The sequence below is a fragment of the Xylophilus sp. Leaf220 genome (genome assembly GCF_001421705.1).
Taxonomy (GTDB): domain Bacteria; phylum Pseudomonadota; class Gammaproteobacteria; order Burkholderiales; family Burkholderiaceae_C; genus Xylophilus.
In genome coordinates this window covers 108,759-133,617 of the sequence record NZ_LMKO01000022.1, presented here as the reverse complement: position 1 = coordinate 133,617, position 24,859 = coordinate 108,759, and the positions used below count along the sequence as shown (strand labels likewise).

The 24,859-nt window shown below is 69.7% G+C and carries 26 protein-coding genes; 18 read left to right on the top strand and 8 right to left on the bottom strand.

Annotated elements, in window-relative coordinates:
• Positions 1-30: 30 nt before the first annotated feature.
• The 3 genes from rapZ to ASE76_RS12605 all read right to left on the bottom strand — a co-directional run bounded on the left by rapZ (position 31) and on the right by ASE76_RS12605 (position 3,559).
• Positions 31-891: an RNase adapter RapZ gene (rapZ, locus tag ASE76_RS12615; RefSeq protein ID WP_055840000.1), complete on the bottom strand. Its 861-nt coding sequence runs from the start codon at positions 889-891 to the stop codon at positions 31-33.
• A 77-nt stretch (positions 892-968) separates the two neighbouring features.
• On the bottom strand, positions 969-2,663 hold the full coding sequence (gene recN, locus ASE76_RS12610) for a DNA repair protein RecN (RefSeq protein WP_055839996.1): 1,695 nt from the start codon (positions 2,661-2,663) through the stop codon (positions 969-971).
• Positions 2,664-2,665: 2 nt separating this feature from the next.
• The gene (locus ASE76_RS12605) at positions 2,666-3,559 is read right to left on the bottom strand and encodes an NAD kinase (protein ID WP_055839993.1); all 894 of its coding nucleotides are present in this window, start codon (positions 3,557-3,559) and stop codon (positions 2,666-2,668) included.
• Positions 3,560-3,665: 106 nt separating this feature from the next.
• On the opposite strand from ASE76_RS12605, the gene hrcA reads away from it, so the two are divergent.
• From hrcA to ntrC, 11 genes are all read left to right on the top strand, one after another.
• Entirely contained in the window at positions 3,666-4,670 is a 1,005-nt protein-coding gene (hrcA, locus tag ASE76_RS12600; RefSeq protein ID WP_055839991.1) for a heat-inducible transcriptional repressor HrcA, read from the top strand.
• Positions 4,671-4,729: 59 nt separating this feature from the next.
• Positions 4,730-5,485: a 16S rRNA pseudouridine(516) synthase gene (locus ASE76_RS12595; protein ID WP_055839988.1), complete on the top strand. Its 756-nt coding sequence runs from the start codon at positions 4,730-4,732 to the stop codon at positions 5,483-5,485.
• Positions 5,486-5,686: 201 nt separating this feature from the next.
• Positions 5,687-6,691, top strand: a complete 1,005-nt coding sequence (locus tag ASE76_RS12590) for a YncE family protein (protein WP_369793410.1) — start codon at positions 5,687-5,689, stop codon at positions 6,689-6,691.
• Complete coding sequence (locus ASE76_RS12585; protein ID WP_082448455.1) at positions 6,678-7,520, top strand: polysaccharide deacetylase family protein; 843 nt, start codon at positions 6,678-6,680, stop codon at positions 7,518-7,520. The genes ASE76_RS12590 and ASE76_RS12585 overlap by 14 nt, the downstream gene beginning before the upstream one ends.
• 53 nt (positions 7,521-7,573) lie before the next feature.
• Positions 7,574-8,602: a sterol desaturase family protein gene (locus tag ASE76_RS12580; protein ID WP_055839985.1), complete on the top strand. Its 1,029-nt coding sequence runs from the start codon at positions 7,574-7,576 to the stop codon at positions 8,600-8,602.
• A 92-nt stretch (positions 8,603-8,694) separates the two neighbouring features.
• On the top strand, positions 8,695-9,588 hold the full coding sequence (locus ASE76_RS12575) for an EI24 domain-containing protein (protein WP_055839983.1): 894 nt from the start codon (positions 8,695-8,697) through the stop codon (positions 9,586-9,588).
• Positions 9,589-9,607: 19 nt separating this feature from the next.
• Positions 9,608-10,429: a molybdopterin-binding protein gene (locus tag ASE76_RS12570; RefSeq protein WP_055840470.1), complete on the top strand. Its 822-nt coding sequence runs from the start codon at positions 9,608-9,610 to the stop codon at positions 10,427-10,429.
• A gap of 226 nt (positions 10,430-10,655) precedes the next feature.
• On the top strand, positions 10,656-12,071 hold the full coding sequence (gene glnA, locus ASE76_RS12565; protein WP_055839981.1) for a type I glutamate--ammonia ligase: 1,416 nt from the start codon (positions 10,656-10,658) through the stop codon (positions 12,069-12,071).
• Positions 12,072-12,237: 166 nt separating this feature from the next.
• Entirely contained in the window at positions 12,238-12,759 is a 522-nt protein-coding gene (locus ASE76_RS12560; RefSeq protein ID WP_082448451.1) for a hypothetical protein, read from the top strand.
• On the top strand, positions 12,756-13,847 hold the full coding sequence (gene glnL / locus ASE76_RS12555; RefSeq protein WP_055839978.1) for a nitrogen regulation protein NR(II): 1,092 nt from the start codon (positions 12,756-12,758) through the stop codon (positions 13,845-13,847). The genes ASE76_RS12560 and glnL overlap by 4 nt, the downstream gene beginning before the upstream one ends.
• 37 nt (positions 13,848-13,884) lie before the next feature.
• Positions 13,885-15,462: a nitrogen regulation protein NR(I) gene (gene ntrC, locus ASE76_RS12550; protein ID WP_055839975.1), complete on the top strand. Its 1,578-nt coding sequence runs from the start codon at positions 13,885-13,887 to the stop codon at positions 15,460-15,462.
• A 140-nt stretch (positions 15,463-15,602) separates the two neighbouring features.
• Here the strand turns inward: ntrC and xth are convergent, their stop codons facing one another.
• From xth to ASE76_RS12525, 5 genes are all read right to left on the bottom strand, one after another.
• Positions 15,603-16,376 (bottom strand): exodeoxyribonuclease III, encoded by a 774-nt coding sequence (gene xth, locus ASE76_RS12545; protein WP_055839972.1) that lies wholly within the window; start codon positions 16,374-16,376, stop codon positions 15,603-15,605.
• Between the two features lie 168 nt (positions 16,377-16,544).
• Positions 16,545-17,207, bottom strand: a complete 663-nt coding sequence (locus tag ASE76_RS12540; protein WP_168389253.1) for a phosphatase PAP2 family protein — start codon at positions 17,205-17,207, stop codon at positions 16,545-16,547.
• A 32-nt stretch (positions 17,208-17,239) separates the two neighbouring features.
• On the bottom strand, positions 17,240-17,980 hold the full coding sequence (locus ASE76_RS12535; RefSeq protein ID WP_055839965.1) for a phosphatase PAP2 family protein: 741 nt from the start codon (positions 17,978-17,980) through the stop codon (positions 17,240-17,242).
• Between the two features lie 78 nt (positions 17,981-18,058).
• A complete protein-coding gene (locus ASE76_RS12530) occupies positions 18,059-18,691 on the bottom strand; it encodes a TetR/AcrR family transcriptional regulator (protein WP_055839963.1) in 633 nt (210 codons plus the stop codon).
• Positions 18,692-18,749: 58 nt separating this feature from the next.
• Positions 18,750-19,352, bottom strand: a complete 603-nt coding sequence (locus tag ASE76_RS12525) for a transferase hexapeptide repeat family protein (RefSeq protein ID WP_055839960.1) — start codon at positions 19,350-19,352, stop codon at positions 18,750-18,752.
• A gap of 164 nt (positions 19,353-19,516) precedes the next feature.
• Between ASE76_RS12525 and ASE76_RS12520 the strand changes: the two genes are divergently transcribed.
• From ASE76_RS12520 to paaD, 7 genes are read left to right on the top strand one after another with little or no spacing between them, the layout of a single operon-like run.
• Positions 19,517-20,299, top strand: coding sequence for an enoyl-CoA hydratase-related protein (locus ASE76_RS12520; RefSeq protein WP_055839956.1), 783 nt, complete (start codon positions 19,517-19,519; stop codon positions 20,297-20,299).
• A gap of 13 nt (positions 20,300-20,312) precedes the next feature.
• Positions 20,313-20,753 (top strand): hydroxyphenylacetyl-CoA thioesterase PaaI, encoded by a 441-nt coding sequence (gene paaI, locus ASE76_RS12515; RefSeq protein ID WP_055839952.1) that lies wholly within the window; start codon positions 20,313-20,315, stop codon positions 20,751-20,753.
• A gap of 40 nt (positions 20,754-20,793) precedes the next feature.
• Complete coding sequence (gene paaK, locus ASE76_RS12510; RefSeq protein WP_055839950.1) at positions 20,794-22,110, top strand: phenylacetate--CoA ligase PaaK; 1,317 nt, start codon at positions 20,794-20,796, stop codon at positions 22,108-22,110.
• A 39-nt stretch (positions 22,111-22,149) separates the two neighbouring features.
• Complete coding sequence (gene paaA, locus ASE76_RS12505) at positions 22,150-23,178, top strand: 1,2-phenylacetyl-CoA epoxidase subunit PaaA (protein ID WP_055839948.1); 1,029 nt, start codon at positions 22,150-22,152, stop codon at positions 23,176-23,178.
• Between the two features lie 32 nt (positions 23,179-23,210).
• The gene (paaB, locus tag ASE76_RS12500; RefSeq protein WP_055839945.1) at positions 23,211-23,519 is read left to right on the top strand and encodes a 1,2-phenylacetyl-CoA epoxidase subunit PaaB; all 309 of its coding nucleotides are present in this window, start codon (positions 23,211-23,213) and stop codon (positions 23,517-23,519) included.
• A 12-nt stretch (positions 23,520-23,531) separates the two neighbouring features.
• Positions 23,532-24,305, top strand: a complete 774-nt coding sequence (gene paaC, locus ASE76_RS12495) for a 1,2-phenylacetyl-CoA epoxidase subunit PaaC (RefSeq protein ID WP_055839943.1) — start codon at positions 23,532-23,534, stop codon at positions 24,303-24,305.
• Positions 24,302-24,850 carry a 1,2-phenylacetyl-CoA epoxidase subunit PaaD gene (gene paaD / locus ASE76_RS12490; RefSeq protein ID WP_055839939.1) on the top strand — a complete coding sequence of 183 codons (549 nt, stop codon included), beginning with the start codon at positions 24,302-24,304 and terminating at the stop codon, positions 24,848-24,850. Before paaC ends, paaD begins: the two co-directional genes overlap by 4 nt.
• The last annotated feature ends 9 nt before the right edge of the window (positions 24,851-24,859 follow it).

Sequence of the window (24,859 nt, the reverse complement as noted above, 5' to 3'; positions counted from 1 at the left end):
CATGACCGCTGCTGCGGGCGGCGCCGCCGGTCAGTTCTGCGCGTCCAATTCCCGGTGCCGCTTGAGCGTCACCCAGCGGCCGGCGAAGGATGCGGCCAGGCGTTCCACCAGATAGACGGACCGGTGCTGCCCGCCGGTGCAGCCGATGCCCACCGTGACATAGCTGCGGTGGTCCTGGGCCAGCGTGTCGAGCCAGCGGGCCAGGAACTGGCCGATGTCGTCGAACATGCGCTCGACCGCCGGCTCCTTCTGCAGGAAATCGGCGACCGGCGCGTCCCGGCCGGTGAGCGGCCGCAGGGCCGGCTCGTAGTGCGGGTTGGGCAGCATCCGCACGTCGAAGACGAAGTCGGCATCGACCGGGATGCCGCGCTTGAACGCGAACGACTGGAACACCAGCAGCAGCGGGGTGGCCGCCGCCGCGACCAGCGATTTCACATAGCCCTGCAGCTGCGAGGCCCGCATCAGGCTCGAATCGAGCACGTGGGCTTCCTCGCGCAGATCGGCCAGCAGCTCGCGCTCGAGTTCGATCGCCTGGGTGAGGGCGCGTTGCCGGTCGGGCATGTTGTCGCTCGACAGCGGATGGCGCCGGCGGGTCTCAGAATAGCGGCGCACCAGCGTGTCGGTCTGCGCATCGAGGAACAGCATCTGCAGCCGGATGCCCTGGGCCCGCAGCACCGCCAACTGCTGCGGCACCAGCGGCAGCGAGGCGGCGCTGCGCACGTCCATCGCGATGCCGACGCGGGTCGCGCCGTGCCGCTGCTCGAGCGCGACGAAGGACAGCAGCAGGTCGGGCGGCAGGTTGTCGACGCAGTAGTAGCCCGCATCCTCCAGCGCGTGCAGCGCTACCGATTTGCCCGAGCCCGACATGCCGGTGATCAGCACGATGTCCATCGCTGCCGGAGCGCCGGCGCCCGGCGCGCCTGCGGAACCGCCGGGTGCGTCCGGCCGGTCGGTCGGCGCCTGCTCGCTCACGCGGGCTCCCGCGCCTGCACGGTCGGCGTGGCGGGCGGCATGTTGCGGCGTTCGAGCATCTCGCGCGCATGGGCCATGCTGGTGGCCGACTGGCGCTCCCCGCCCAGCATGCGCGACACCTCGGCCACCCGGGCCTCGCCTTCGACCGCGGCGACCGAGCTGCTGGTGATGCCGTCGGCGTCGCGCTGCTTGGCGACCACCAGGTGATGGTCGGCGCAGGACGCGACCTGCGGCAGGTGGGTGACGGCCAGCACCTGGCGGTCGCGGCCCAGTTGCTGCATCAGCCGGCCGACCGTCTCGGCGACGGTGCCGCCGACGCCGGCATCCACCTCGTCGAAGATCAGGGTGTCGGCACTGCCCAGCGCGCTGGTGGTCACGGCGATGGCCAGCGCCAGCCGCGACAGCTCGCCGCCCGACGCCACCTTGGCGACCGGCCGCGGCGTGCTGCCGGCATGGCCCGCCACCATGAAATGGACGTCCTCCATGCCGTGGGCCGAGGCCTGTGCCGATTTCTGCAGCGCCACCTCGAAGCGGCCGCCGTTCATGCCCAGGCCCTGCATCGCCTGCGTGATCTCGCGGGACAGCCGGGGTGCGGCGCGGGCCCGAGCCTTCGAGAGCGTGGCCGCCTCGGCCTGGAAGGCGGCCGCGGCGGTGCGCTCGGCCTTCTCCAGCGCGGCAAGATCCGCGGCAGCGTCGAGGCGGGCCAGCTCTTCGCGCCATCCGGCCAGCAGTGCCGGCAGTTCCTCCGGCGGGCGGCGATAGCGGCGCGCCAGCGACATCCAGAGACCCATGCGCTCGTCGAGCGAGGCCAGCTGCTGCGGATCGGGATCGGTCTTGCGCAGGTAGGCGTGCAGCGAATGGGCGGCGTCTTCGGCTTGCGCCAGGGCGGACGACAGCACGCCGCACAGCTCCGCGAACTCGGGCTCCAGGTGCTGCTGGTCCTGCAGCAGCGCAAGCGAGCGGGAGAGCGATTCTGTGGCGCCGTGCTCGTCCTCTTCCAATGCGGTCAGCGCGCCCTGCGCGCCGTCGATCAGGGCCTGGGCATGCGACAGGCGGGTGTGCTGCCCGTTGAGTTCGTCCCATTCGTCGGCCGCGGGCGCGAGTTTCTGCACCTCGCCGATCTGCCACGACAGGCGCTCGCGTTCGCGGTGCAGCGACTCCTGCGCGGTCCGGGCGTTTTCCAGTGCCTGGACCGCGCTGCGCCAGGTCTGCCAGAGGCCGGCGAGCGGCCGGGTGTCGGCGCCGGCGTAGGCGTCGAGCAGGCCGCGCACCGCATCGGGCCGGGTCAGGCTCTGCCAGGCGTGCTGGCCGTGGATGTCGAGCAGCTGTTCGCCCACCTCGCGCAGCTGGCCGGCGGTGGCCGGGCTGCCGTTGATCCAGGCGCGGCTCTTGCCCTGCGCGTCGATCGTACGGCGCAGCAGCAGCGGGTCGTGCGGCTCGAAGCCGGCGGCGTCCAGCCAGGCCCCGAGCGCGGCGGGCGTGTCGAACTCGGTGCTGATCTCGGCCCGCGCGGCGCCTTCGCGCACCACCGACGCGTCGGCCCGGCTGCCGAGGGCCAGCTGCAGCGCATCGACCAGGATCGATTTGCCGGCGCCGGTTTCACCGGTGAGGGCGCTGAAGCCGCCCGACAGGTCCAGCTCCAGTGCCCGCACGATCACGAAATCGCGCAGCGAAATCCGTTTCAGGGCCATGCCTAACCGTTCCCCTCGTTCCAGTGCAGCTTGTTTCGCAGGGTGTCGAAGTAGTTCCAACCGACTGGGTGCAGGAAGCGCACCTGGTCCTCCGAGCGGCGCACCACCACACGGTCGCCGTGCAGCAGCGAGGCGAGCGACTGCATGTCGAAGTTGGCGCTGGCGTCGCGGCCGGCCACCAGTTCGATCACGATCTCGGCGCTGTCGGCCAGCACCAGCGGCCGGTTCGACAGCGTGTGCGGCGCGATCGGCACCAGCACCCAGCCGGCGATCGACGGGTGCAGCACCGGGCCGCCCGCCGAGAGCGCGTAGGCGGTCGAGCCGGTGGGCGAGGCGATGATCAGGCCGTCGGCCCGGTGGCTGGCGACGAAATGCCCGTCGATCTCTACCCGCAGCTCTACCATGCCGGAGGTGGCGCCCCGGTTGACGACCACGTCGTTCATCGCCAGCGCATCGAAGACGCAGTGGCCGTCGCGCATCACCTGGGCATGGATCAGGCCGCGGCAGTCTTCCTCGAAATCCCCGGCGAGCATCGCAGGCAGGGACGCGGCGTAGTCGTCGAGGCGGATGTCGGTGATGAAGCCCAGGCGGCCCTGGTTGATGCCGATCACCGGGATGCCGTAGCGGGCGAGCTGCCGGGCGATGCCCAGCATGGTGCCGTCGCCGCCCACCACCAGGCCCAGGTCGCAGTGCGCGCCGATGCAGTCTGCCGGGTAGGCGGGGTAGGGCAGGCCGGTGCCGGTGGCGGTGTCCTGCTCCAGCACGATCTCGCAGCCCTGCCGGTCGAGGAAGGCGGCCACGCCGGCCATCGCCTCGCGCGCGGTGTCGACCGCGGCGCCGGTCAGGGGCACATGGTATTTGCCGATCAAGGCCACACGGCGGAAGCGCGAATTCATTCGCAAATTACATCACAGGAACCTCGCGCGGCCTGTATGTTTCTCCAGCGTCGGGCACAGGGTCGCGGGGCCTTTCCGGTGCGACGCGGGCCCTTAGAATGCGCCGATGCTCGATGACCGCGCCAAGTTGTTGCTCCGAGCGCTGGTAGAGCGCTACATCGCAGACGGCCTGCCGGTGGGTTCCCGCACCCTGTCGCGGGCCACCGGCATCGAACTCTCGCCCGCCACGGTGCGCAACGTGATGTCCGACCTGGAAGCGCTGGGCCTGATAGTCAGCCCCCACACCTCGGCCGGGCGCATCCCAACCGCACGCGGCTACCGCCTCTTCGTCGACACGATGCTCACCGCCGAGCGCAGCCCGCTCGACACCCCCGCGCTGATGCCCGACCAGCCGCAGAAGGTGATCGCCAACGCGGCGCACATCCTGTCGAACCTGTCGCAGTTCGTGGGCGTGGTGATGGCGCCGCGCCGCACCTCGGTGTTCCGGCACATCGAATTCCTGCGCCTCTCGGAGCGGCGCATCCTGGTCATCATCGTCTCGCCCGACGGCGATGTGCAGAACCGGGTGATCTTCACCGAGACCGACGTCACCCAGACCCAGCTGGTCGAGGCCTCCAACTTCCTCAATGCCAACTACGCCGGCCTGGCGATCGAGCAGGTGCGCGAGCGCCTGAAGACCGAGGTGCAGCAGTTGCAGGGCGAGATCGCCTCGCTGATGCAGGCGGCGGTCAGCGCCAGCTCCGACGCGCTGGCGCAGTCGCAGGACGAGGTGGTGATCGCCGGCGAGCGCAACCTGCTGGCGGTCACCGATTTTTCCAGCGACATGGGCCAGCTGCGCCGGGCCTTCGAGCTGTTCGAGCAGAAGACGCAACTCATGCGCCTGCTGGAAGTGTCCAGCCAGGCGGCGGGCGTGCGGATCTACATCGGCGGCGAAAGCCAGGTGGTGCCGATCGAGGAACTGTCGGTGGTCAGCGCGCCCTACGAGGTCGACGGCCAGGTCGTCGGCACGCTGGGCGTGATCGGACCGACGCGCATGCCGTACGACCGGATGATCCAGATCGTGGACATCACCTCGCGCCTGGTCAGCAACGCCCTCAGCCACCAGAAATAGCGGCGGGCGCCGTCGCTCCGTGCGGCGGGCCGTCGCCGTCCTTGCCTTTCTTCCTTTCCATGCAGCTCCAAGACATTCTTTTCAGCCAGGGCTTCGGCACCCGCCGCGTCTGCGCGGGCCTGGTCCAGCAGGGCCTGGTACAGGTCGCGCCCGCGGGCACCGCAGACTTCGCGCCATGCACCGACTCGACCGCGCACTTCGAGATGCAGGGCCTGCGGCTGCGGGTGCAGGGCACCGAGTGGCAGGTGCACGAGAAGGCTTATGTGATGCTGCACAAGCCCGCCGGCACCGAGTGCTCGCAGAAGCCCTCGACCTACCCGAGCATCTACACCCTGCTGCCGTCGCCGCTGCGGCTGCGCCCCACCAAGAGCGCGGTGCAGGGGTTGCAGGCGGTCGGCCGGCTCGACCAGGACACGACCGGCCTGCTGCTGCTGTCGGACGACGGGCAGTTCATCCACCGCATGAGCTCGCCGAAGAAGCACCTGCCGAAGGTCTACGAAGTGACGGCCTGCCACCCCCTGCACCAGAGCCAGGTCGACCGGCTGCTCGCCGGCGTGGTGCTGGACGACGACCCCAAGCCGGTCAAGGCCGCGGCCTGCGAGATCGTGGGCGAGCCGGGCGTCTCCCGCCACCTGCGCCTGACCCTGACCGAGGGCAAGTACCACCAGGTCAAGCGGATGGTGGCCGCGGTGAGCAACCGGGTCGAAAGCCTGCACCGCTCCCGCATCGGCGGGCTGGCGCTGCCGGCCGACCTGGCGCCGGGCGCCTGGCGCTGGCTGGGGCCCGACGAGATGGCGCTGCTGGTCCCGCGCTGAGACGTTCCGGGCCGGGCAGGAGACCCCGCACCGGTCGGCCCGCAGGTTGCGAGTCCGTTACCTTTTCAGGGGCATTCGCCGAATGCCGCCCCGCTACACTTGCCGGTTAAGCGGAAGGTGGTTGGACTGATGTTTTGTGTTCGTATTCTGGCGCGCGCAGCGGTTGCGGCGGCGCTTTCTGCAGGTCTCCTGCCTTCCCTCGTGCAGGCCCAGCAGCCCCGGCCCGCCCCGGCCGCCGCCAACCGTGCACCGGCGCCCGCCGCTGCACCGGGCTCGGCCGCCCCTGGCGACGTGGTGCTTCGGCATCCGGTCTTCGTGCTGAATTCGCTCGATGCCAATGTCAGTGTGATCGACCCGGTCACCTGGACCGAGACGCAGCGCATTCCCACCGGCAAGGAACCGCACCACCTCTACCTGACGCCCGACGAGAAGTCGTTGATCGTCGCCAACGCGCTGAGCGATTCGCTGACCTTCCTCGATCCGCGCACGGCCGAGGTCCAGCGCACGGTCCGCGGCATCGTCGACCCGTACCAGCTGCAGTTCTCGCCCGACATGAAGTGGTTCGTGACCGCCGCCAACCGGCTGAACCATGTCGACATCTACCGCTGGGACGGCCGCGAGCCGGTGCTGGCCAAGCGCGTCTCCACCGCCAAGACGCCGAGCCACCTGTGGATCGACAGCAAGAGCACCACCGTCTACTCGTCGATGCAGGACAGCGACGAACTGGTGGCGATCGACATGGCGACGCAGGCGATCAAGTGGCGGACCCGCACCGGCCCGATGCCAGCCGACGTCTTCGTCACGCCCGACGACCGCACCCTGCTGCTGGGCCTGACCGGCAGCGACGGCGTCGAGATCTTCGACGTGAGCGGGCCGGAGCCGCGCCGCACCGGCCGCATCGATACCGGCAAGGGCGCCCACGCGTTCCGCTCCGCCGGCGACGGCCGCCATGTGTTCGTCAGCAACCGGGTGGCCAACACGATCAGCAAGATCGACTACCTCACGCTCAAGACGGTGGCGAGCTATCCGGCACCGGGCGGCCCCGACTGCATGGACGTCTCGGCCGACGGCCGCTACCTGCTGGTTACCTCGCGCTGGGCCAAGAAGCTCACCATCATCGACACCCAGTCGCGCCAGGTGGTCAAGCAGGTGGCGGTAGGCCGCTCGCCGCACGGCGTGTGGACGCTGGACCATGCACGCCGCTGAGCTTGTCCGTCGTCACGCTATCAAATTGGTAGCTATAGGCCTGTGCGCCGCGCCGGCCAGCGCCACTTTCGGTGCGCAGAGCGCTGCGGCGGCAGCCTCCTGCGAAAAGCCGGTCTACCTGACCTTCGACACCGGCCACATGGCGGTGGCCCCCCTCATCGCCGACGTGCTGCGGCGCCACCAGGTGAAGGTGACCTTCTTCGCCGCCAACGAGCGCACCCAGGAAGGCGACGGCAGCCTGGGCGACCACTGGGCGCCCTGGTGGAAGGCGCGTGCTGCCGAAGGCCACGCCTTCGCCTCCCACACCTACGACCATGCCTACTGGCGGGCCGACCTGCCGCCCGCGGCGGGCGCATCCGGCACCCGCTTCCGCATCCGGCCCTCGGCCGGCCCGCAGGAAGGCCGCGACCTGACGATGGACGCCGCGGCGTACTGCGCCGAGATCAAGCGCTCCGAGACCCGTCTGCAGCAGATCACCGGCCAGGCGCCGCTGCCGCTGTTCCGCGCTCCGGGCGGCAAGACCTCGCCTGCCCTGCTGGCAGCGGCGCGCGCCTGCGGCTACGCCCACGTGGGCTGGGCGCCGGCCGGTTTCCTGGGCGACGAGCTGCCGAGCGACCGCTACCCCAACCAGGCACTGCTGGCCAAGGCGCTGCGGGACATCCGGCCCGGCGACATTCTGCTGGCCCACCTGGGCATCTGGTCGCGCAAGGATGCCTGGGCGCCGGGCGTGCTCGAGCCGCTGATCGCCGGGCTGCAGCAGAAGGGCCACTGCTTCGCCACCCTGCGCGACCATCCCGACTACCGCCAGTGGATCGCCCAGCACCGCTGAGCGGCCGCAGCCTGTACCCGGCGCCGCGCGCCACCGCGTAGAACCACCGAACCATGGACGCGATCACCGATCTTTTCTCCCTGGCCCAGCAATGGCTCTTCGAAGCCGTGGTGCAGCCGCTGCTCTTCTCCCTGCACATGGGCAACCTGCTGGAGGACGCCTACGACGCCACCGGCTGGCTGCTGGTCGGCCTGCTGCAGCTGCTGGTGATGGTGGCGGTGATCGGCCCGCTGCAGCGCTGGCGGCCGGCCGAGCCGGTACGCGACCGGGCGGCGATCCGGGTCGACATCTTCTACACCCTGATCCACCGGCTGGGGGTGTTCCGGGTGGCCCTGTTCTTCATGGCCGATCCGCTGTTCGACGAGTTGTTCGGACTGCTGCGGGTGCAGGGCTGGAGCACCTTCCACGTCGACGAGGTCTGGCCGGGCGTCACCGACCTGCCCCTGGTCAGCCTCGTGATCTACCTGGTGGTCTTCGACTTCCTGGAGTACTGGATCCACCGCGGCCAGCACCAGCTGGGCTGGTGGTGGAACCTGCACGCACTGCACCATTCGCAGCGCCAGATGACGATGTGGAGCGACAACCGCAACCACCTGCTCGATTCGCTGCTGCACGACTGCATCGTGGTGGTGGTGGCCCAGCTGATCGGCATCGCGCCGGGCCAGTTCATCGCGGTGGTGGCGATCATGCAACTGAGCGAGAACCTGCAGCACGCCAACCTGCGCGTCTGGTTCGGCCGCCTGGGCGAGCGGCTGTGGGTCAGCCCGCGCTTCCACCGGCGGCACCACAGCATCGGCATCGGCCACGAATGGCCGACCGGCGCGGAGCGCGCCGCCGGGGAGGGCGGCCATGCCGGAGAGACCGTGCCCAGCGTCGGCCCGCGCCTGGGCGGCTGCAACTTCGGCGTGCTGCTGCCGTGGTGGGACATGCTGTTCCGCACCTCGGACTTCGTGGTGCGCTACGACCCCACCGGCATCCGGGACCAGGTCGAGCCCGATGCCGAGGGCAGGGTGCGCGACTACGGCCACGGGTTCTGGTCGCAGCAGTGGCAGGGGCTGAAGCGGCTGGTGGGCCGCGCCTGACAGGTCCCCCCGCGGGGCACTGAACGGGGGGTGCAGGTAGTCGCGCCACACGCCGACACAGCCCCGCAGGCCTGCTTCGCTATGCTGGCGCGATGGCCCTGATCTTCGATTCCTTCTGGCGCGCCCTGGCGTACTGCTTCTACCCGCGGGTGATCGCCATGTCCCTTCTGCCGCTGGCGCTGATCGTCGCGGCCGCCGGCGGCCTGGGCTACCTGTACTGGTCCCCGGCCGTGGCCTGGACCCTCGACTGGCTGGGCGGTGCCGGCTGGCTGCAGGGTTTCTGGACCTGGCTGGAGGGCCTGCAGATGGGCGGCATGCAATCGGCGCTGGCACCGGTGCTGGTCGTGCTGGTGGCGGTGCCGGTCATCGTGGTCGTCTCGATGCTGGTCGTCGCGCTGGTGATGACGCCGGCGCTGACCGGGCTGGTCGCGCAGCGGCGCTTCCCGGCACTGGAGCGGCGACACGGTGCGTCGCTGGCGCAGAGCGTTCTGTGGTCGGTGGGCGCCACCGCCGTCGCGCTGGTGGCGCTGGTGCTGTCGGTGCCGCTGTGGCTGGTGCCGCCCCTGGTGCTGCTGATCCCGCCGCTGATCTGGGGCTGGCTCACCTACCGGGTGATGGCCTTCGACGCCCTCGCCACCCACGCCAGCACGGCAGAGCGCAAGACCCTGTTCCGGCGCCACGGCGGCCGCATGCTGGCCATGGGCATCGTCTGCGGCTACCTGGGGGCGGCGCCGGGCCTGGTATGGGCCGCCGGCGCGCTGTTCTTCGCGGCCTTCTTCCCGGTGCTGCTGCTCGTCGCGGTGTGGATCTACACGCTGGTCTTCGCCTTCTCGTCGCTCTGGTTCCTGCATTTCGGACTGTCGGCGCTGGAGGCGCTGCGGGCCGGGGCGGAGCCTGCGCCGGGCGCCGGCACGGACGGCCGCCAGCCGCTAGCATTGCCGGATGAGCCAGCCGACCACTCCCCACCTCACCGCCCCCTCTCCTGACGCGTCGGCCCTGCCGGCGCTGGAGGGGGCCCCGTCCTTCGGCCTGATCATCGTCGGCGACGAGATCCTCTCGGGCAAGCGTGCCGACAAGCACATGCCCAAGACGATCGAGCTGCTGGCCGCCCGGGGCCTGCACCTGGCCTGGGCCGACTACGTGGGCGACGTTCCCGACCGGCTGACCGCGACCCTCGAGCGGGCGTTCGCGAGCCGCGACGTGGTCTTCAGCTGCGGCGGCATCGGCGCCACCCCCGACGACCACACCCGCCAGTGCGCCGCGCGCGCCCTGGGCGAGCCGCTGCAGCTGCACCCCGAGGCCGAGGCCCTCATCCGCGAGCGGATGCAGGACACCGCCCGCGAGCAGGGCGTGCCCTACGAGCCCGACCGTGCCGACAACGTGCACCGGCTCAACATGGGCGTGTTTCCGCAGCGCGCCCGGATCATCCCCAACCCGTACAACAAGATTCCCGGCTTCAGCTGCCACGGCCCGGCCGGCGGCACGGTGCACTTCGTGCCGGGTTTCCCGGTGATGGCCTGGCCGATGATCGAGTGGGTGCTAGACCACCACTACGCCCACCTCGCGCACCAGAACCTGCAGCGGGAGCACTCGGTGGTCGTCTACGGCTCGATCGAGGCGACGCTCACCCCGCTGATGGAGCGCCTGGAGCACGACCATGCCGGCATCCGCATCTTCAGCCTGCCGAGCGTTGACCACCCCGAGCACGGGCGGCACATCGAGCTGGGCGTGAAGGGGCAGGTGGCTCTGGTCGACAAGGTGTTTCCGCTGCTGTTGGCGGAGCTGCGGTCGATGGATCTGCCGCTCGGCCCCGAGTTGGTGCGCTGATGGTTCTAAAGTGGTGCGCTCGATGATGTGCGCCAAGTTGGTGCAGTGCGGACGCCGTTAGGCAGTTGCCAGACAAAACTACGCCCCAGACGCGGGAACCGGGCCGGCGCGAAGGCAGAATAGCCGGCGATGCAGCGGGCGCCGATGCACCACGTTTGGCACAGAAACTGCATTCCCCCCACCTGTCGCACTTATTTCTCAACGCGCAAATAACTGGAGAGCCCTGATGGCAAAGACCGTCGCAGACGTGATGAAGCTGGTGAAAGAAAACGAAGTCAAGTTTGTCGACTTCCGCTTCACCGACACCCGTGGCAAGGAACAGCACGTGACCGTGCCCGTTTCCCACTTCGACGAAGACAAGTTCACCTCGGGCCACGCATTCGACGGCTCCTCGATCGCCGGCTGGAAGGGCATCGAAGCCTCCGACATGCTGCTGATGCCGGATCCGGCAACCGCCAACATCGATCCGTTCTTCGAAGAACCCACCCTGTTCATCTCCTGCGACGTGCTGGAGCCGGGCGACGGCAAGGCCTACGACCGCGACCCGCGCTCGATCGCCAAGCGCGCAGAGGCGTACCTCAAGGCTTCCGGCCTGGGCGACACCGCCTTCTTCGGACCCGAGCCCGAATTCTTCATCTTCGACGGCATCCGCTGGAACACCGACGCATCGGGCACGTTCTTCAAGATCGACGAATACGAAGCCCCGTGGAACAGCGGCGCCAAGATCGAAGGCGGCAACAAGGGCCACCGTCCGACCACCAAGGGCGGCTACTTCCCGGTGCCTCCGGTCGACAGCACGCAGGACATGCGCGCCGAGATGTCCCTGATCCTCGAATCGCTGGGCATCCCGGTAGAAGTGTTCCACCACGAAGTGGCGGGCGCCGGCCAGAACGAGATCGGCACCAAGTTCAGCACGCTGGTGCAGCGCGCCGACTGGACCCAGCTGCTGAAGTACGTGGTCTGGAACGTGTCGCACGCCTACGGAAAGACGGCCACCTTCATGCCCAAGCCGATCGTCGGCGACAACGGCTCCGGCATGCACGTGCACCAGTCGATCTGGAAGGACGGCAAGAACCTGTTCGCCGGCGACGGCTATGCGGGCCTGTCGGAATTCGCGCTGCACTACATCGGCGGCATCATCAAGCACGCCCGTGCCCTGAACGCGATCACCAACCCCGGCACCAACAGCTACAAGCGCCTGGTGCCCGGCTTCGAAGCCCCGGTGAAACTGGCCTACTCGGCCAAGAACCGCTCGGCCTCGATCCGCATCCCGTACGTCGCCAACCCGAAGGGCCGCCGCATCGAAGCGCGCTTCCCCGATCCGCTGGCCAACCCGTACCTGTGCTTCTCGGCCCTAATGATGGCCGGCCTCGACGGCGTCGAGAACAAGATCGATCCGGGCGAAGCCGCCACCAAGGACCTCTACCATCTGCCGCCGGAAGAAGACGCGCTGGTGCCGACCGTCTGCCACAGCCTCGACCAGGCGCTGGAGTACCTCGACAAGGACCGCGCGTTCCTGACCAAGGGCGGCGTGTTCACCGACTCGATGCTCGACGCCTACATCGAGCTGAAGATGGGCGAAGTCACGCGTCTGCGCATGGCCACCCACCCGATCGAGTTCGACATGTACTACTCGCTGTAATCCTGCGCACCGCAGGGTTCCCAGGGGCGGCTTCGGCCGCCCTTTTTCCTGGGCGCCCGCATATCGGCTCTGCCCGCCGAATCCACGGGTTTTGGTGGCCCGGCGAGGGATTTGCAGGATACTGAGGCCCTTCCCGGCCGGCTCCGTGCCCCTCACCCGACACCGCATGACAACCGCATTCATTCTTTCCGTGGCTGCCGCGGCCACGTTGCTGGCGGCCGCGACGCCCGCCATGGCCCAGGACCGCATCTACCGCTGCGGCAACGAATACACCAACAGCTCCGCGAGCGCCAAGCAGCGCGACTGCAAGCTGGTCGAGGGCGGCAACGTGACGGTGATCCAGGGCACCCGGCCGTCCACCGCGCCGCAGGCCGGCAGCGGCGGTGGTGGCGGTGGCAACGTCGTCACCGCCCCGCCGTCGGCGCCCCGCATCGACACCGGCGAGCAGCGCGCCCGCGACTCCGACGCCCGCGCCATCCTCGAGGGCGAACTGCGCCGCGCCGAGGCCCGCCAGGCCGACCTGCTGCGCGAGTACGCCAACGGAACGCCGGAACGCCTGCCCAACGAGACGCCCGACAGCCAGAAGTACCGCGACCGCGTGGCCGAGTTGAAGGCCAGCATCGCCCGCAACGACGGCGACATCGCCGGCATCAAGCGCGAGATCGCCCGCCTGCCGGCTTCCCGATGAGCCTGCGCATACCCGGCGTTCCCAAGCTGACCTCGCGCGCCGCACGCTACCGCGCCTTCGACCTGCTGGCCACGCTGGTGGCGGTGGTGCGGCCCGACGGCGCGGTGCTGTTCGCCAACTCGGCGCTCGAGGATGCGATCGGCACCTCGCGCCGGACGATCGAGGGCACCTCCTTCATCGATTTCTTCACCGAGCCCGACGTGCTGCGCAACGCGCTCGACGGCGCGCACGGCAACGTCTTCGCGGCGCTGCGCTACGAGGCATGGGTCAAGCGCGCCAACCAGGATTCCTTCCCGGTCCATGTGATCGTGGCGCAGACCGACCGGCGCAGCGAGATCGTGGTCGAACTGCTGCCGCTGGAGCAGCAGGTCAAGCAGGACCGGGAAGAGCGGCTGATCGACCAGGCCCAGGCCAACAAGGAGCTGATCCGCAACCTGGCCCACGAGATCAAGAACCCGCTGGGCGGCATCCGCGGCGCGGCACAGCTGCTGCAGATGGAGGTCGAATCGCGCGACCTGATCGAGTACACCCAGGTCATCATCCACGAGGCCGACCGGCTGCAGACGCTGGTCGACCGGCTGCTGGCGCCGCACCGCCGGCCGCACGTGGTGGGCGACGTCAACATCCACGAGGTCTGCGAGCGGGTGCGCTCGCTGATCGTGGCCGAGTTCCCGCGCGGCCTGCGGGTGGTGCGCGACTACGACACCTCGATCCCCGAGTTCCGCGGCGACCGCGAGCAGCTGATCCAGGCGGTGCTCAACATCACCCACAACGCGGCGCAGGCCCTGTCCGAACGCATCGCCGAGGGCGACGGCCAGATCGTGCTGCGCACCCGGATCGCGCGGCAGATCACCTTCGGCAAACAGCGCTACCGACTGGCACTGGAATTGCATGTCATCGACAACGGGCCCGGCGTGCCGGACTCGATCAAGGACCGCATCTTCTACCCGCTCGTATCGGGGCGGGAGGGCGGTTCGGGGCTGGGGCTGACGTTGGCGCAAACCTTCGTTCAGCAGCACCACGGCCTGATCGAGTGCGACAGCGTTCCCGGCCGGACGGATTTCAAACTGCTGATTCCGTTGCCATGACATTCACCCCAAGCTGACTCTGAGGCAAGCGCAATTCATGAAGCCGATCTGGATAGTAGACGACGACCAATCCATCCGCTTCGTGCTGGAAAAGGCGCTTTTGCGCGAGGACCTGCCCACCCGCAGCTTCACCAATCCGCGCGAGGTGCTGGCCGCGCTGGAGGAGATCGGCGACGACGACACCGACAACCAGGGGCCGCAGATACTGGTGAGCGACATCCGCATGCCGGGCGGCTCGGGCCTCGATCTGCTTGAGAAGGTCAAGGTACGCCATCCCGGCCTGCCGGTCATCATCATGACCGCGTTCTCCGACCTCGACAGCGCGGTATCGGCATTCCAGGGCGGCGCCTTCGAGTACCTGCCCAAGCCCTTCGACCTGCCCAAGGCGGTGGAGCTGATCCGCCGCGCGGTCGAGGAGAGCCAGCGCGAGGAAGTGGCCGAGGAGCGCATGGCCGCGGCGCCCGAGATGCTGGGCCAGGCACCCGCGATGCAGGACGTGTTTCGCGCGATCGGCCGCCTGAGCCAGAGCAACGTCACGGTGATGATCACCGGCGAATCGGGCTCGGGCAAGGAACTGGTGGCGCGTGCGCTGCACAAGCATTCGCCGCGCGCCAACGGTCCCTTCGTCGCGATCAACACCGCGGCCATCCCGAAGGACCTGCTCGAATCCGAACTCTTCGGCCACGAGCGCGGCGCCTTTACCGGCGCGCAGACGATGCGCCGCGGCCGCTTCGAGCAGGCCGACGGCGGCACGCTGTTCCTCGACGAGATCGGCGACATGCCCTTCGACCTGCAGACCCGCCTGCTGCGGGTGCTGTCGGACGGCCACTTCTACCGCGTCGGCGGCCACAGCGCGGTGAAGACCAACGTGCGGGTCATCGCCGCCACCCACCAGGACCTGGAGCAGCGCGTCAAGGACGGCGGGTTTCGCGAGGACCTGTTCCACCGCCTGAACGTGATCCGTCTGCGGCTGCCGGCCCTGCGCGAGCGCCGCGAGGACGTGTTCGCGCTCACCCGGCATTTCCTGCAGCAAAGCGCCAAGCAACTGGGAGTGGAGCCCAAGCGCATCGCCGATGCGGCGCTGGCCCAGCTCAGCAACTTCAACTTTCCCGGCAACGTGCGCCAGCTGGAGAACATCTGCCACTGGCTGACGGTGATGGCGCCGTCCCAGGTCATCGAGCCGAAGGACCTGCCGCCCGAGGTGGCATTGGCCGAAGGCGCTGCGGTCTATGTGCCGGCCCCCGCCATCGCAGCACCCGCACCGGTGGCGCCGCCGGTGGCCAGCCCGGCGCCGTCGCACATCCCGGTGTGGCCGCCGATCTCGGAATCGGTCTTCGGCGGCGCCGCCGTTGCCGCGCCGGCCGTGGCAGCGTTGCCCGCCACCGGCGACGCGCCCTCGGCCTCCGGCTGGGAGCAGGGACTGGAGACCGAAGCGCTGGCCCTGCTGGGCGAAGGCCGCCACGACGTGTGGGACGCGCTCACCCGGCGCTTCGAATCGCGCCTGATCCTGTCGGCGCTGGCCAGCACCCGCGGCCGCCGCATCGAGGCCGCGCAGAAGCTGGGCATCGGCCGCAACACCATCACCCGCAAGATCCAGGAGCTGGGACTGGAGTAGGGCAGGCCGGCCGTCCGGTCGGTGCTGGTTGCAGGGGGCGTTGCGGCTCGTCCATGCCGGGCCGCGTCACCCCGATTTCGAAAAAATAGTGGCTGCAGCCGGCGTCCGAAGCCGGCTTCTAGCTATGAAAAATATAGCAATTAGATTTCCAGCATCACCGGCGTGTGGTCGCTGGGCTGCTTGTTCTTGCGCGGCGCCCGGTCAATGGTGCAGGCCTTCACCAGCGGCTTGAGCGCATCGCTCACCAGGATGTGGTCGATCCGCAGGCCACGGTTCTTCTGGAAGCCGAGCATCCGGTAGTCCCACCACGAGAAGCTCTTCTCGGGCTGCTCGAACATGCGGAACGCGTCGGTCAGGCCCAGGTCGAGCAGCGCGCGGAAGTGGGCGCGCTCCTCCACCGTGTGGTGGATGGTGTCGCGCAGGCCGTCGGGGTCGAAGGAATCGCGGTCTTCGGGCGCCACGTTGAAGTCGCCCAGCACCACCAGCCGCGGGTAGGCCGCCAGCTGCGCCTTGATCTGCGCGTTGAGCGCATCGAGCCACTGCATCTTGTAGGCGAACTTGTCGGAGCCCGGCTCCTGGCCGTTGACGAAGTAGCCGTTGACCACGCGCAGCGGGCCATCGGCCGTCTCCACCGTGGCCGCGATCACCCGCGACTGCGGATCGTCGAAGCCGGTGATGTTGCGCTCCACCTCGGTCATCGGCGCGCGGCTCAGGATCGCCACGCCGTTGTAGGTCTTCTGTCCGAAAACCGCGCTGTGGTAGCCCACCGCCTGCAACGCATCCAGGGGGAACTTGTCGTCGGTGAGCTTCAACTCCTGCAGGCACAGCACGTCGACCGGATTGGCGGCCAGCCAGTCGAGCACCTGCGGCAGGCGGACGGTGAGGGAGTTGATGTTCCAGGTGGCGAGTTTCATGGGTATCCGGACGGGTGTAGGCCCCGGTACCGCGGCATGGGGCATATGGGTGTTGCGGCGGCGGGGACGGGCAAGGCGGCTGTCGCCCATTTTGCCGGTTGCCATGAATCACGAGCCGCGCCCTGCCCGGTGGGCGCATCCTGGTCGCCCGCCGTCAAGCACAGGGATTCAGGCTTTCGACAGCGCAGGCCGGGTCGGCAGGCCTGCGATCGCCAGCACGCCGCCGGTCCACGCCAGCGCCAGCACCACCGACGCTGCCACATCGCTCGGAAAATGGAAGCCCAGGTACACCCGGCTGAACGCCACCAGGGCGGTCATGGCACAGGCGGCCAACACTAAGAGCCACCGCCGCGGGGCTTGCGCCGTTCGACCCAGCCCGTACAGCACCAGGAACCCGTAGAACAGCGCCGCACCGGTGGTGTGCCCGCTGGGAAAGCTGAAGTTCGACAGGTGCGGCAGGGCACCGTCGAACGACGGGCGGGGCCGGCGGACCAGGTGCTTCAGCGCCAGGTTGGCCAGCATGCCGGCGGGGACCACCATGCACCACAGCGCCAGCCACGCCTTTTCTCCGCGGCGCAGCAGGCAGGCGGCCAGGAGAGCGCCCATGCCCAGGATGCCGAGCGTGCTGTGCAGGGCGGTCACCCCGCCGAGCAGCTGGGCGTGGAGCGGCGTGCCGGCGTTGTGCAGCAGCAGCGACACCGCCCGGTCGTAGCGGGCCAGGCCCTGGTGGGTGGCCGCATCGCGGGCCAGCACCAGCAGCGCCAGGACCGACAGCAGGCACAGCATGGCACCCCGGGTGCGCAGAGACGATGCGGAGGAGGCGGCGGGCATGGGCCGTGCCGGATCGGGGAACTGGCCCATCGTCATCGCCCGTCCGCCGGGACGCGGTGGACGGCGTTGGCGGCCACCGCCGCACGGCCCGTCGCGACAGGGTCGCGGCCCCGGAGACGTTGCGCCACCGCCTCGACACCCCAGGCCACGCACCAGCAGACCCAGCCGCTCCACAGCGTATGGCTCATGAAATGGGCGCCGCGCATCTGCTGCGCGACCCCCAGCACCAGGCCGGCGACCAGCGCGCCGACCAGCCACGCCCGCGCCCGCCGGGCATCCGTATGCCGGTAGGCGAAGTAGCCGCCCAGGAAAGCGAAGCCGGTCGAGGCATGCCCGGCCGGAAAGCAGCCGCCGCTGCCCCCGTCGGAGCCGAACAGATTCGCCCAGTGCGACCGGTAATGCGCCACGCCGCCGAAGTCGCTCAGACTCCAGGGGCAGCTGGTGGTGCTGGCCGCCTTGAGCAGGCTGATCGCGGTCACCGCGGCCAGGGTGGTGATCGCCCACTGCAGCCGGCGGCCGAAGGCGATGCGCCGCAGGCTGCCCACCGGATGCCACACGCCCACCCACAGCAGCGCGACCACGATCCACGCCAGGTTGCGGGCGCCGCTGTGCAGCACCCGGGTCAGCAGCCAGTGGTCCTGCAGCGGAAAACCGGCAGGGCCGCCGAAGAGGTGGGCCAGCGGCATGTCGAGCCCGGTGGCGTCCCAAGCCAGCAGGGCCAGCGCGCATGCAGCCGTGGCCAGGCCCAGGCCCCTGTTCGAAAAACGTTCCATGCCGCGGAGGGTCGCGGTTTCGACTGAACCCTGCCTTAACGGTGGGCCGGCGGGCCGTCCCCGACCGCGTGCGCGCCCCTACGGTTCCGGCGCAGCCTGCGGCACGGCGGCCGGCGGCAACTGCACCTTCCCGATGCCGCCCAGGAACAGGTCGGCCACGATCGGGCCCATGGCCGCATGGCTGAGTGCGCCGTCGGGCTTCATCCAGGTGAACATCCAGTTGACCATGCCGAACAGCAGCATGGTGAGCGGCTTGGCGAGCGGTGCGCCGGGCGCGCCGGGCCGCACCTGGGCCACGGCGTCTGCGAAACCCGCCACCACGCGGCGCTCCTTGCCCAGCACCCGTTCGCGGTCTTGCGGCTCCAGGAAGCGCACGTCCTCGGTCAGCACCCGGTGCGCGTCCTGGGCGCCGGCGTATTCCTCAACGATGCGGTGGATCAGGTGGCGCAGGCGCGCCTCGCTGTCCAGGGCCAGCGTGGCCTCGTCGTCCACCAGCGCGGCCAGCCGCGACACATGGCCGTCGGCGATGCTGACAAGCAGGCTGTATTTGTCGCGGTAGTAGTGGTAGAGCGTGGCCTTCGACAGCTCGCAGGCCTGCGCCACCTGGTTCATCGAGGTGGACGGGTAGCCGTGCTTCGCGAAGAGGGCCGCGGCCCGCTCCAGGATCAGGGTGCGTTGGTCGTCGTAGCTGGCTGATCGTCCGCGCGGCATGTCAGGGGTTCTCGGGGCAGGGGAGTAAGGGTGCGATGGTGCACCAGCGCGCGATGATTCAGCCGCGCCTGGTGGCGATGAGCGACTTCACCGCCGCCGGCTGCACCCGGGGGCGCCCGGCTTCGGGCGCGGGCAGGGGGGCCACTTCGGCCATCGTCGCCAGGCAGCGGCGGGTGAGGTCCTGGTAGGTCAGGGTGCCTTCGTGCTTCCAGGCGATCTCGTCGTCGCTCAGTTCGCGCCGCAGCTTGGCCGGCAGGCCGGCGACCAGGCTGCGCGGCGGAACCCGCATGCCGGCCGGCACGAAGGCGCAGGCCGCCACGATCGCCTGCGCGCCGACCTCGGCCTCGTCCATCACCACCGCGTTCATGCCGACCAGTGCGCCACGCCGCACCACGCAGCCGTGCAGCACCGTGCCGTGGCCGACATGGCCGTCTTCCTCGACCACCGTGTCCTGCTCGGGGAAGCCGTGCACCGTGCAGTTGTCCTGGATGTTGGAGCCGCGCTGCAGCACGATGCGGCCGAAATCGCCGCGCAGGCTGGCGCCGGGGCCCACGTAGCAGTGCGGCCCGACGACCACGTCGCCGATCAGGACCGCCATGGGATGGACGTAGGCGGTCGGGTCGACGACCGGGACCACGCCGTCGATGGAATAGCAGGGCATGTCGGAAGCTCCTTGGGGTGGCTAGGGTTTTCGCTAGGCCGAAATCCGGCCGGTGTACTTGCATCGGTTCCAGCGTCGATCCTAAAATCTACCGTCCGGTCGGTCAATAGTGTTTGACCTCGTTGTAGCACCCCGCCGGCCCTCGCATTCGCAGCAGGAACCCCATGTCCGAATCCCTCGTCCTGGTCAGCCGTACCGCCTCGGTCGCCACGTTGACGCTGAACCGCCCCACGGCGATGAACAGCTTCAATGCGGCCCTGCATGCCGAACTGCGCGCGGCACTGGACGCGGCGGCCGACGACGGCACGGTGCGCTGCGTGGTCCTCACCGGCGCCGGCCGCGGCTTCTGTGCCGGGCAGGACCTGGGCGACGCGGCCGCCGCCCCGGGCAGCGACCTGGGCCGGCTGATCGCCGACCACTACACGCCGCTGGTGGAACGCATCCGCGCGATGCCGGTGCCGGTAGTGGCCGCGGTGAACGGCGTCGCCGCCGGTGCCGGCGCCAACCTGGCGCTGTGCTGCGACATGGTGCTGGCGGCGCGCTCGGCCAGCTTCATCCAGGCCTTCTCCAAGATCGGCCTGGTGCCAGACACCGGCGGCACCTGGCTGCTGCCGCGGCTGGTCGGCCATGCGCGGGCGATGGGCCTGGCGCTGCTGGGCGACAAGCTGCCGGCGGAAGAGGCGGCCCGCATCGGGTTGATCTGGCAGTGCGTGGACGACGCGGCGCTGCCCGACGCCGCTGCGGCGCTGGCCGAGCGTCTGGCCGGCATGCCGTTGCGGGCGCTGGTCGCCACCCGGCACGCCCTGGCGGCCGCGCACGGCATGGACCTGGCCACCGCCTTGGCGAACGAGGCCGCGCTGCAGAGCGCGCTGGGTACCGCGCCCGATTACCTGGAGGGCGTCGATGCCTTCCGCCAGAAGCGCGCGCCGCGCTTCACCGAACGCTGAGCGCACGACCGCCATGCCCGACACCACCCCCCAGCGGACGGCCGAGCGCGTGCGCGACAGCATGCTGCGCACCGACCACGCCACCCGGGCTCTGGGCATGGAGGTGCTGCAGATCGCGCCCGGCACCGCGACGCTCGCGATGCGGGTGCGCCAGGACATGCTCAACGGGCACGGCACCTGCCACGGCGGCCTGATCGCCACGCTGGCCGATTCGGCCTTCGCCTTCGCCTGCAATTCGTACGACGAGCTCACCGTCGCATCCGGATTCGGCATCGACTTCCTGGCGCCTGCGCGCCTGGACGACCTGCTGACGGCCCGCTGCGACGAGGTGTCGAAAGCCGGCCGCACCGGCGTCTACGACACCGTGGTCACCAACGAGCGCGGCGAGCGTATCGCCATCTTCCGCGGCCGCTCCTACACCGCCAAGGGCCGGCCGGCGGTGCCCGCCGCCTGACGCCGCCCCCTCCGCCGCCTCAGCCAACCGAGCCACCACCATGCCCGTGCAGCAACCCCGCCCCGGCGACCTGTCGCCCATCGAAACCGCCAGCCGCGACGAGATCGCCGCGCTGCAACTGCAGCGGATGCAGGCCACGCTGCAGCGGGCGTATGCCCACGTGCCGCACTACCGCCAGGCCTTCGACGCGCACGGCGTGCACCCGGACGACCTGCAGCAGCTCTCCGACCTGGCGAAGTTCCCGTTCACCGTGAAGAAGGACCTGCGGGAGAACTACCCCTTCGGCATGTTCGCGGTGCCGCGCGAGCAGGTGGCACGCATCCATGCATCGTCGGGCACCACCGGCAAGCCGACGGTGGTGGGCTACACCAGGAACGACATCGACACCTGGGCCGAGCTGGTCGCGCGCTCGATCCGCGCCGCGGGCGGCAGGCCGGGCGACCTGATCCACATCGCCTACGGCTACGGCCTGTTCACCGGCGGCCTGGGCGCGCACTACGGCGCAGAGCGTGCAGGCTGCACCGTGATCCCGGTGTCGGGCGGGCAGACCGAGAAGCAGGTGCAGCTGATCCGCGACTTCCAGCCGTCGATCATCATGGTCACGCCCAGCTACATGCAGGTGATCATCGAAGAGTTCGCGCGCCAGGGGCTGGATGCGCGCGACAGTTCGCTGCAGCTGGGCATATTCGGCGCCGAGCCCTGGACCGAGGCGATGCGCCACGACATCGAAACCAAGGCCGGCATCGACGCGGTCGACATCTACGGCTTGTCGGAGGTCATGGGCCCGGGCGTGGCCAGCGAATGCATCGAGAGCAAGGACGGCCCGGTGGTGTGGGAAGACCATTTCTATCCCGAGATCATCGACCCCGATACCGGCGCGCTGGTGGCCGACGGGGAAGAGGGTGAGCTGGTGTTCACCTCGCTCACCAAGGAGGCGATGCCGATCGTCCGCTACCGCACCCGTGACCTCACCCGGCTGCTGCCGCCCACCTCGCGCTCGTTCCGCCGCATGGGCAAGATCGTCGGCCGCAGCGACGACATGATGATCATCCGCGGCGTCAACGTGTTTCCCACGCAGGTCGAGGAGATCGTGCTGGCGCACCGGCAGCTCTCGGGCCTCTACCAGGTGCATGTGAGCCGCACCGGCCTGATGGACGAGGTGGAGGTGCACTGCGAGCTGCAGCCCGGCGCCTGCCCGATGCCCGACGCCGACCGCAGCGCGATCGCGCAGTGGGTGCAGCACCGGGTCAAGACGCTGGTCGGCATCTCGACCCGGGTGCGGGTGTTCGACCCCCATTCGATCGAGCGCACCCAGACCGGCAAGGCCCGGCGCGTGGTCGACACCCGCGCCCGCTGAGCCGCACCCGTCAACCGAATACCCCCGAAGGAGAAACGCATGTACACCCAGGCGATGGACACGATGGGCCAGGACGGCCAGAACGCGGACAGTGCCGATGCCCGCCAGAAGCCGGTGCGCTCCACCGAGGAGCTGCGGCTGCAGGAGCGCTTCGACGCGCATATCGACGCGGGCGACTTCATCGAGGCCAAGGACTGGATGCCCGACCACTACCGCAAGACGCTGGTGCGGCAGATCAGCCAGCATGCCCACTCGGAGATCGTCGGCATGCTGCCGGAGGGCAACTGGATCAGCCGCGCGCCGACGCTCAAGCGCAAGGCCATCCTGCTGGCCAAGGTGCAGGACGAGGGCGGCCACGGCCTGTACCTGTACGCCGCGGCCGAGACGCTGGGAACCTCGCGCGACCAGATGTTCGAGGCGCTGCACTCCGGCAAGGCCAAGTACAGCTCGATCTTCAACTACCCCACGCTGACCTGGGCCGACATGGGCACCATCGGCTGGCTGGTCGACGGCGCGGCGATCATGAACCAGGTGCCGATCTGCCGCTGCTCCTATGCGCCGTATGCCCGGGCCATGGTCCGGATCTGCCGCGAAGAAAGCTTCCACCAGCGCCAGGGCTACGAGGCGCTGCTGACGATGATGACCCAGGGCACCGACGCGCAGAAGGCGATGGTGCAGGACGCGGTGAACCGCTGGTGGTGGCCGTCGATCATGATGTTCGGCCCGCCCGACGACCAGTCGCCCAACAGTGCCCAGTCGATGCGCTGGGGCATCAAGCGGGTGAGCAACGACGAACTGCGCCAGAAGTTCATCGACAGCGCGGTGGAGCAGGCCCGCATCCTGGGCGTGACGCTGCCGGACCCCGACCTGAAGTGGAACGAGGAGCGCCAGTCGCACGACTTCGGCGCCATCGACTGGAGCGAGTTCTGGCGGGTGATCGGCGGCGACGGCCCCTGCAACCGTGAGCGGCTGGCCACCCGGGTCAAGGCCTGGGACGACGGTGCCTGGGTCCGCGACGCCGCCCTGGCCCATGCCGCGAAGCAGGAGCGCACGGCCCTGGCGGCCTGAGCGACCGACACCCCGAAAAAACAAGGATCCCGATGACCGACTCCCCTTCTCCTGCCCCCGGCACCGAATGGCCCCTGTGGGAAGTGTTCGTCCGCAGCAAGGCAGGCCTGGACCACAAGCACTGCGGCAGCCTGCATGCGGCCGACCCGAAGATGGCCATCCAGATGGCGCGTGACGTCTACACCCGCCGCCAGGAGGGCAGCAGCATCTGGGTGGTGCGCTCCGACCAGATCGTGGCGAGCGACCCGGGCGACAAGCAGATGTACTTCGATCCGTCGGAGGACAAGGTGTACCGGCATCCGACGTTCTACGCGTTGCCGCAGTCCGTGGACCACATGTAGCCGGAGATCGCCATGCAAGCCTCGATCGATCTCCGCCTCACCCCCGAGACCCAGTACCTGCTGCGCGTCGGCGACACCTGCCTGATCCTGGCGCAGCGGCTCGGCGAGTGGTGCGGCCACGCGCCGGTGCTGGAGGAAGACATCGCCATGGCCAACATCGCGCTCGACCTGGTCGGCCAGGCCCGGGCGCTGCTGACCCGTGCAGGCGAGGTGGAAGGGAGCGGACACGACGAGGACCGGCTGGCCTTCCTGCGCAACGAGCGCGACTATTTCAACCTCACCATCGCCGAGTTGCCGCGCGGCGACTTCGCCTTCGGCGTGCTGCGCAACGCCATGGTTGCGACCTGGCTCAAGCTGCTCTGGGAGCGGCTGGCGCATTCGAGCGATGCCGAGCTGTCGGCCATCGCCGCCAAGGCGGTGAAGGAAGCGCGCTACCACCAGCAGCATTCGGGCGACTGGGTGGTGCGCCTGGGCGACGGCACGGCCGAATCCCGCCGGCGGATGGAGACGGCGCTGCACGACCTGTGGCGCTATGCGGCCGAGATGTTCGACGTGGATGCGGCCGACCGGGCCGCAGCCGAGGCCGGGCTGGGGCCGCTCTGGTCCGACCTGGAGGCCGGCTGGCGCTCGGAAATGGCGCAAATCGTGGGCGAAGCCGGCCTGGCCGTGCCGGCCGATTCGGCTTTCCGCAGCCACGGCAAGCGCGGGCAGCACAGCGAGCACATGGGCTTCGTCCTGACCGACATGCAGTACCTGCAGCGGGCCTATCCCGGAGGCGTCTGGTGAGCGCTGCCGAAGCCGTGTCTAAGCCGACGGTCCACGGCCCGCGGGTGCAGGCCGCCTGGGACGTGCTGGCCACGGTGCTCGACCCGGAGGTGCCGGCCGTCTCGGTCTGCGACCTGGGCATCGTGCGCGAGGTGGTCGACGCGGGGGAGGGCGCGGGGCTGGAGATCGTGCTGACGCCGACCTATTCCGGCTGCCCCGCCACCGAGGCGATCGAGGCCGACGTGCTGGCCGCCCTGGCCGCCGCCGGCCTGGGGCCGGCCCGCGTCACGCTGCGGCGCGCGCCGGCCTGGACCACCGACTGGATCAGTGCCGAGGGCCGCCGCAAGCTCGCCGCCTACGGCATCGCGCCGCCCGCCCACCTGGAGCCGGGCGCGGCGGTGCCGATCCGCTTCTTCGGCGGGCGCTCGGGGGCCGAGCGCCTGGCCTGCCCGCGCTGCGGCAGCCTGCAGACCGAGCGGCTGTCGGCCTTCGGCTCCACCGCCTGCAAGGCCCTGTACCGCTGCATGGCGTGCCGGGAGCCGTTCGAACATTTCAAACCCATCTGAACCGCGACA